Here is a 6,490-nt window from a genome sequence, read left to right as displayed (position 1 = left end):
TGTTCCAGCTCGCCAACGTGCTCTATCAGAAGAACGATTTCTTCAAAGCGCGTGCCTTCGTGCAACGCTACGATGCGCTTGGCCAGCCCAGTCCGGATGCGCTGCTGCTGGCACGCAACATCGAAATCAAATTGGGCCATGTCGATGCCGCGCGTGATTATGCGCAGCGTTTGCGCGACCAGTTCCCAGATTCGGAACAGGCACGCACCCTACAATCCCCGCCGTCGTCGTAACTGTCATGAATCCGAGCGAAAATTCACCACCAACCGCGCCCAAGGCCGATCCGCATCGCGATCCGGCCGATGCGAAGCAGGCGGCCGAAAACCAGGGGACTGAGCAGATGGCTTTTTTCGAAACGGCACGTATATCGGGCGTGATTCCCGCGGACGCGTCCACGGTGTCGGAAGATGCGACGACCGAGGCCCCGATGGCGACGCAGGGCGAAGATTCCCCCGCGATGCCCGAACAGGTCGCACTGCTTCCCGAATCGTTCGCCCAGCGCCTCGTCGCTGCGCGTGACGCACGTGGTTGGGATCGCGCCGCGGTGGCCACCAAGTTGCGTCTGCCGTTGCACATCGTCCAATGGATCGAAACCGAACAGTACGATCGCATCGGCCAGGGGGTGTATCTGCGCGGTTACCTGACGAACTATGCGCGCCTCGTCGGCGTGCCGGTCACTGCGGTGGAAGAATTCCTGCGCGCCAAGGCGCCGCCGCCGCCCGAGCTCGTCGCGACCGGTCAGATCTCGCATTCGCGCTATCTGGTCGAACGTTATTCCGGCTCGGCGCTATATCTTGTACTCACCGGCGTGATCTTCGTGCCGCTGGTCATGTTCGCGATGAACATGGGGGGCAGCGTCGGCTCGCACCTGACTCCGCTCGATTCGCCTGTGCCGGCCGTGGCATCGAACGAGGGCGAAGTCGCGCAGCCTGCGCAATCCGCGGCAACGCCGCCCGCGACGGACACGCAAGCCGCGGCTCCGGCAGCGCCTTCCGCGCCGAATCACGATGCGCCGCTGATGGCCTCGTTCACGATGGTGCCGAACCTGCCGGCCGCCGATTCGGCGAAGCCCGCGTCCGCCGCAGCCGCCACCGGCAGCCAGTTGCGCCTGAGTCTGACCGAATCGAGCTGGGTCGAAATCGTCGATGCCGAAGGCCGGCGCCTGGAATATTCGACCCTGCCTGCAGGCACGGTGAAGGAATACGCTGCGGACAAGTCGCTGACTATCCTGCTCGGCAACACCGGCGGCGCCAAGGTCGAGATCGACGGCCATGCGCAGGACATCGCGCCGTACAACCGTGGCAACGTCGCGCGCTTCAAGCTCGCCGCCGGCAGCAAGTCGATTGCCGCGGCGACGGCCGAAACGCACAGCGGCTGACCCGTTCTGGCAAACCGCCCACTGAACGGGGCGGCACGCGACGGCGCATCCGCCGGTCGTTCCTGCTACCCTACGCGCTCTCGCGTGCCCCGGTCCGATGCGGCCGGTGCGGCGCATTCGGCAACTTTTCGCAAAGGTAATCCGCAGCATGGCATTTGATGTCTTGGACGAACACGAGCAAGGTGAACTCGTCCGCAAATGGGTACGTGAGAATTGGCTGTCGATCGTGATCGGCATCGGTCTCGGTGTGGTCCTGCTGTTCGGTTGGCAGCAGTGGCGCACGCATCGCGCCAACCGCGACATGGACGCGGCCGTGCAGTACGACGCGCTCGGCACCGACATGACGAAAAAGGACTACGACGCGGCCAAGCTGATCGCGGCCAAGCTCAAGTCCGACTACGCGGGTACGCCGTACGCCGTGTTCGCCGCGATGCGCGAAGCCGAGATCGCGACGCAGAAAGGCGATGCGGACGGCGCCTTGGCCTCGCTCGACTGGGCTTGGCAGCACGCGGGCATCGACGCGCTCAAGACCACGGTCGGCGTCAACCTCGTGCGTGTGCAACTCGCGCGCGGCAAGGCGCAGGAAGCGCTTGACTTCATCGGCAAGCTGCCAAAGAACGGTTTCGACTCTGTGACCGCCGAATTGCGCGGCGACGCGCTCGTCGCGCTCGACCGCAAGGACGATGCGCGCGCTGCCTACGCCGAAGCACTGGCCAAACTCGAACCCGGTGCGCCGAACCGCGGTTTCATCGAAATGAAGCTGTCCGACCTCGGCGCCGCCGCGACGGCAGCCACGCCTGCCAAGGCCGACGCGGAGAAGAAGAACTCATGAGCATCGTCTTCACCGCATCGCGCCTGCGCGGCGCAAGCCTCGTCCTGCTCGCCGTCGCCATGACCGGCTGCGGCACGATCAAGGGCTGGTTCAACGACACCAAGAAGGAAAACATCGAGCCGCCGACGCCGCTGGCCGAGAACTTCGCACCGAGCATTTCGGTGCAGAAGGTCTGGGGCGAACGCATCGGCAAGGGCGCGGAGAAGACCGGCGCCAGCGCGCGTCCGGCCTATGCCGACGGCAAGCTGTTCGCGGCGAGCACGACCGGCGTGGTCGAAGCCTACGACGCGGCGACCGGCAAGACGCTGTGGAGCAAGCATCTCGGCAGTCGCCACGGCTTCCTCATCCATCGTGGCCCGAACTCGGTGCGCTGGGGCGGCGGCCCGAGCGTGGACGGCGATCTCGTCGTCGTCGGCACGCTCGAAGGCACGGTGCAGGCATTCAACGCCGGCGACGGCAGCGAGCGCTGGACCGCGCAACTGACCTCCGAGGTCATCTCGGCCCCGGCGATCGGCGGCGGCATGGTCTTCGTGCGCACCAATGACGGCCATATCGTCGGTCTCGATCGCGGCGATGGCACGCGCAAATGGGTTTACGACCGCTCCACCGTGCCGCTGCTGAGCCTGCGCGGCAACAGCTCGCCGGTATTCTCAGATGGCGCCGTCTACGCGGGCGAGGACAACGGCAAGATCATCGCGCTGCGCGCCACCGACGGTGCGCCACTGTGGGAACAGGTGCTGTCGCCCGGCGAGGGCCGCACCGAAATCGACCGCCTGCAGGATGTCGACGGCCAGATCGCCGTCGCCGACGGCATTGTCTACGCAGCCGGCTACCGAGGCCAGACTGCCGCGCTGAGCGCCCAGACCGGGCGTCCAGTATGGACGCACGAACTGGGCACCTACGGTGGCGTGGCGCTGTCGGCCAGCCAGGTCTACCTGACCGACGCCGACGCCAACGTCTATGCGCTCGACCTGCGCAGCGGCAGCTCGCAGTGGAAGCAGGATGCGCTCAAGTACCGCTGGCTCGGCGAGCCGGCAGTGCAGGGCGACGCGGTCGTCGTCGGCGACCTCGAAGGCTGGGTCCACTGGCTGTCGATCAACGACGGCAAGCTGCTCGCGCGCGAACGCATCTCGAAAGCACCGATCAAATCGGCGCCGGTCATCGTCGGCGACATGGTCTATGTCGAAACGATCTACGGCGACATCGCCGCCTACCGCGTCGGCGGTACAAGCAAGTAGCGCGTAGCCGAACTGCCCGCTTCGGCCTCCTCCTGCAAGGGGGCTGAAGGGGATGGTGTTTGCCGCGTGGCGACGACGAAGATCAAAACCATCCCCATCCGACCCTCTCCTTGAAGGAGAGGGCTCAAAAAGCGCCGCCGCAGTCGTCGGCGCCGCACAATTCAGCGATACTCTGCGCATGCTTCCCGTCGTCGCCCTTGTCGGCCGGCCCAATGTCGGCAAATCCACGCTTTTCAACGTGCTCACGCGCACGCGCGACGCGCTCGTGCACGACCTGCCCGGGCTCACGCGCGACCGTCACTACGGTATCTGCCGCCTCGGCGAGCGCGAGTTCGTCGTCGTCGACACAGGTGGTCTCTCGGGTGAGGACGAAGGCATCGACGCGCTGACCGCGCACCAGGCCGAGCTTGCAATAGCCGAGGCCGATGCGGTCGCCTTCGTCGTCGACGCGCGCGACGGCGTGCTGCCGCAGGACCGCAACATCCTCAAGCAGCTGCGCAAGCGCGACAAGCCGCTGCTGCTCGTCGTCAACAAGGTCGATGGCGTCGACGAAGGCAACGTGCGCGGCGAATTCGCCTCGTTCGGTTTTGCCGAGCCGGTGCTGACCTCGTCCGCGCACAGCCGTGGCCTCGACGCGTTGCTTGCGCAGATCGAGACACACCTGCCGACGGTCGATGCCGACGCGGTCGATGCGGGCGATCCGGCTGACGACGGCATCCGCGTGGCCATCGTTGGCCGACCGAACGTCGGCAAGTCGACGCTGGTCAACCGCTTGCTCGGCGAAGACCGTGTCGTCGTCTCCGACATCGCCGGCACCACGCGCGACTCGATCCGCGTGCCGCTCGAGCGCGATGGGAAAAAGTATACTTTGATCGACACCGCCGGCGTGCGCCGCCGCGCGCGCGTCGAGGAAGCGGTCGAGAAGTTCTCGGTCATCAAAACGCTGCAGTCAATCGCCGCGGCGAACGTCGTCGTGCTGATGCTCGATGCGAAAGAAGGCGTGTCCGAGCAGGACGCGACCTTGATCGGTCACGTGCTCGACGAAGGCCGCGCGCTCGTCGTCGCCGCGAACAAGTGGGACGGGCTCAGCACCTACGAGCGCGAGCAATGCCGCAACTCGCTCGAACGCCGCCTCGACTTCGTGCCGTTCGTCAAACCGGTCTTCATTTCCGGCTTGCATGGATCGGGCCTTGCCGAGCTGATGCGCGCGATCGTGCGCGCACACAAGTCGGCGACGCGCGAGTTCGGCTCATCGGAATTGACCAAGGCTTTGGAACAGGCCTACGAAGGCTACCAGCCGCCGCTCGTGCGCGGCCACGCGCCGAAGCTGCGCTTCGCCCATCCGGGTGGGACCAATCCGCCGACGATCGTGATCCACGGCAGCCGCACGCGCCACATCGCCGACGGCTACCAGCGCTATCTCGAAAATTTTTTCCGCAAGCGCTTCAAGCTCGAAGGCACGCCGATCCGCATCGCGTTCAAGGAAACGGCCAATCCGTTCGCCGGACGCAAGAACGTGCTGACCGAGGGTCAGTTGCGCAAGCGCCAGCGCATGATTCGAAACGTGAAGAAGCGCTAGCCCGAATACCGTCTGAATGACCCATGCCACGACCATGTTTGCCGCAGCGATACTCGCCGGTGGCGAGGGGCGTCGTGTCGGCGGCAGTGACAAGGGACTGCTGCCGCTGGCCGGAAAGTCGCTGATCGAACGGGTCGTTGACGAATTGCAATCGCAAGTCGGCTCCATCCTGATTTGCGCCAACCGCCACGCTGATGAGTACGCGCGCTTCGGCAAAGTACTGGCCGATGCCGGGCAGGGATTCCACGGCCCGTTGGCCGGCATCGCCAATGCGCTTGCCAATAACTCGGCGGACTGGCTGTTGACCGTGCCCGTCGACGCGCCGAGCCCTCCTCGCGACCTCGCCGCGCGCCTTTATGGGGCTGCCACCGCCGCGCGCGCCGATGCCGCAGTCGCGCATGACGGGGAGCGTCGCCAACCCTTGTTCGCGCTGTATCGCCGTGGCTTGGCCCAGACTGCGGCGCAGGCACTCGCCGACGACCTGCCGGTGTATCGCTGGCAGGACGCAATCGGCGCGGTCGAAGTGGATTTCTCCGATCAGGCGCAGTGCTTCGCGAATCTCAATACACTAGCGGAATTCCGCGAGTGGGAAACACGGCATGCACGCTGATGCACCGGCATTTGCAACCGGCCTGAGCCTGGCCAATGCGCGCGCGCGCATCGTCTCGATCGCGGCGGAGCATGTCGTCGGCAACGAATCGATTGCGCTCGAATCGGCGCTGGGTCGTGTGCTCGCAAAGGACGTCGATGCGCCATTTGATGTGCCCGGCTTCGCCAACTCGGCGATGGACGGCTATGCGCTGCGCGGCGCCGATCTTGCAGCGGATACGGAAGCACGCCTGCGCCTGATCGGCACGATCCTCGCCGGCGGCATCGAGGTGCCACGAGTCGAGCCCAGAACCTGCGTGCGCATCACCACGGGCGCGCCGCTGCCGGTGGGCGCGGATACGGTCGTGATGAAGGAAGACTCGCGTGTCGAAGGCGAGATGATCGTGATTGCGGCGGGAACACGGCCCGGCGCGAACGTGCGCCCGGCCGGCGAGGACTATCGCAGCGGTGATCGCGCGCTGAGCGCGGGCACGGCGCTGACGCCCGCACAGATTGGCGTACTCGCTTCGTTCGGTCACAGCCATGTCGCAGTGACGCGCAGACCACGCGCCGTGCTGCTGACCACGGGCGACGAACTCGTCGCGCCGGGCCAAGCCTTGGGCTATGGGCAGATTCACGATTCCAATCGCTACAGCCTCGGTGCGCTGCTCGAGCAGCATGGCGTCGAACTCGTGCGCCACGAGCGTTTGCGCGACGATCCGCCAGCCCTGCGCGAAGCGCTGACTCGCGCGGTCAATGATGCCGATATCGTCGTCTCCAGCGGCGGCGTTTCCGCCGGCGAGGCCGATTATTTTCCACGCCTGCTTGCCGAGGTCGGTCGCGTGCATCTGTGGAAGGTCAAGATCAAGCCGGGC

The 6,490-nt window shown here is 65.8% G+C and carries 7 protein-coding genes; all 7 read left to right on the top strand.

The window, feature by feature from the left end; all coding sequences use genetic code 11:
• A partial coding sequence (locus VF497_RS17570; protein ID WP_414706943.1) for a tetratricopeptide repeat protein occupies positions 1-233 on the top strand: 233 nt, incomplete at its 5' end.
• Positions 234-238: 5 nt separating this feature from the next.
• The gene (locus VF497_RS17565; RefSeq protein WP_330891180.1) at positions 239-1,378 is read left to right on the top strand and encodes a RodZ domain-containing protein; all 1,140 of its coding nucleotides are present in this window, start codon (positions 239-241) and stop codon (positions 1,376-1,378) included.
• A gap of 148 nt (positions 1,379-1,526) precedes the next feature.
• The gene (locus tag VF497_RS17560) at positions 1,527-2,210 is read left to right on the top strand and encodes a YfgM family protein (RefSeq protein WP_330891178.1); all 684 of its coding nucleotides are present in this window, start codon (positions 1,527-1,529) and stop codon (positions 2,208-2,210) included.
• Positions 2,207-3,448 carry an outer membrane protein assembly factor BamB gene (bamB, locus tag VF497_RS17555; protein WP_330891176.1) on the top strand — a complete coding sequence of 414 codons (1,242 nt, stop codon included), beginning with the start codon at positions 2,207-2,209 and terminating at the stop codon, positions 3,446-3,448. Before VF497_RS17560 ends, bamB begins: the two co-directional genes overlap by 4 nt.
• A gap of 178 nt (positions 3,449-3,626) precedes the next feature.
• Positions 3,627-5,027, top strand: coding sequence for a ribosome biogenesis GTPase Der (der, locus tag VF497_RS17550; RefSeq protein WP_330891174.1), 1,401 nt, complete (start codon positions 3,627-3,629; stop codon positions 5,025-5,027).
• A 16-nt stretch (positions 5,028-5,043) separates the two neighbouring features.
• Complete coding sequence (mobA, locus tag VF497_RS17545) at positions 5,044-5,637, top strand: molybdenum cofactor guanylyltransferase MobA (RefSeq protein ID WP_330891172.1); 594 nt, start codon at positions 5,044-5,046, stop codon at positions 5,635-5,637.
• Positions 5,627-6,490: molybdopterin molybdotransferase MoeA (locus VF497_RS17540; RefSeq protein ID WP_330891170.1), on the top strand; the 864-nt coding region annotated here is incomplete at its 3' end. The genes mobA and VF497_RS17540, both read left to right, overlap by 11 nt.

Source organism: Rudaea sp. (assembly GCF_036383415.1).
Classification (GTDB): Bacteria; Pseudomonadota; Gammaproteobacteria; order Xanthomonadales; family Rhodanobacteraceae; genus Rudaea.
This window is presented reverse-complemented; position numbering and strand designations above follow the sequence as displayed.

Excerpts from the sequence above, each read along its gene's own strand:
- bamB (WP_330891176.1), top strand. The coding sequence starts at position 2,207 with ATGAGCATCGTCTTCACCGCATCGCGCCTGCGCGGCGCAAGCCTCGTC.
- VF497_RS17560 (WP_330891178.1), top strand. The coding sequence starts at position 1,527 with ATGGCATTTGATGTCTTGGACGAACACGAGCAAGGTGAACTCGTCCGC.
- VF497_RS17565 (WP_330891180.1), top strand. The coding sequence starts at position 239 with ATGAATCCGAGCGAAAATTCACCACCAACCGCGCCCAAGGCCGATCCG.
- der (WP_330891174.1), top strand. The coding sequence starts at position 3,627 with ATGCTTCCCGTCGTCGCCCTTGTCGGCCGGCCCAATGTCGGCAAATCC.
- mobA (WP_330891172.1), top strand. The coding sequence starts at position 5,044 with ATGACCCATGCCACGACCATGTTTGCCGCAGCGATACTCGCCGGTGGC.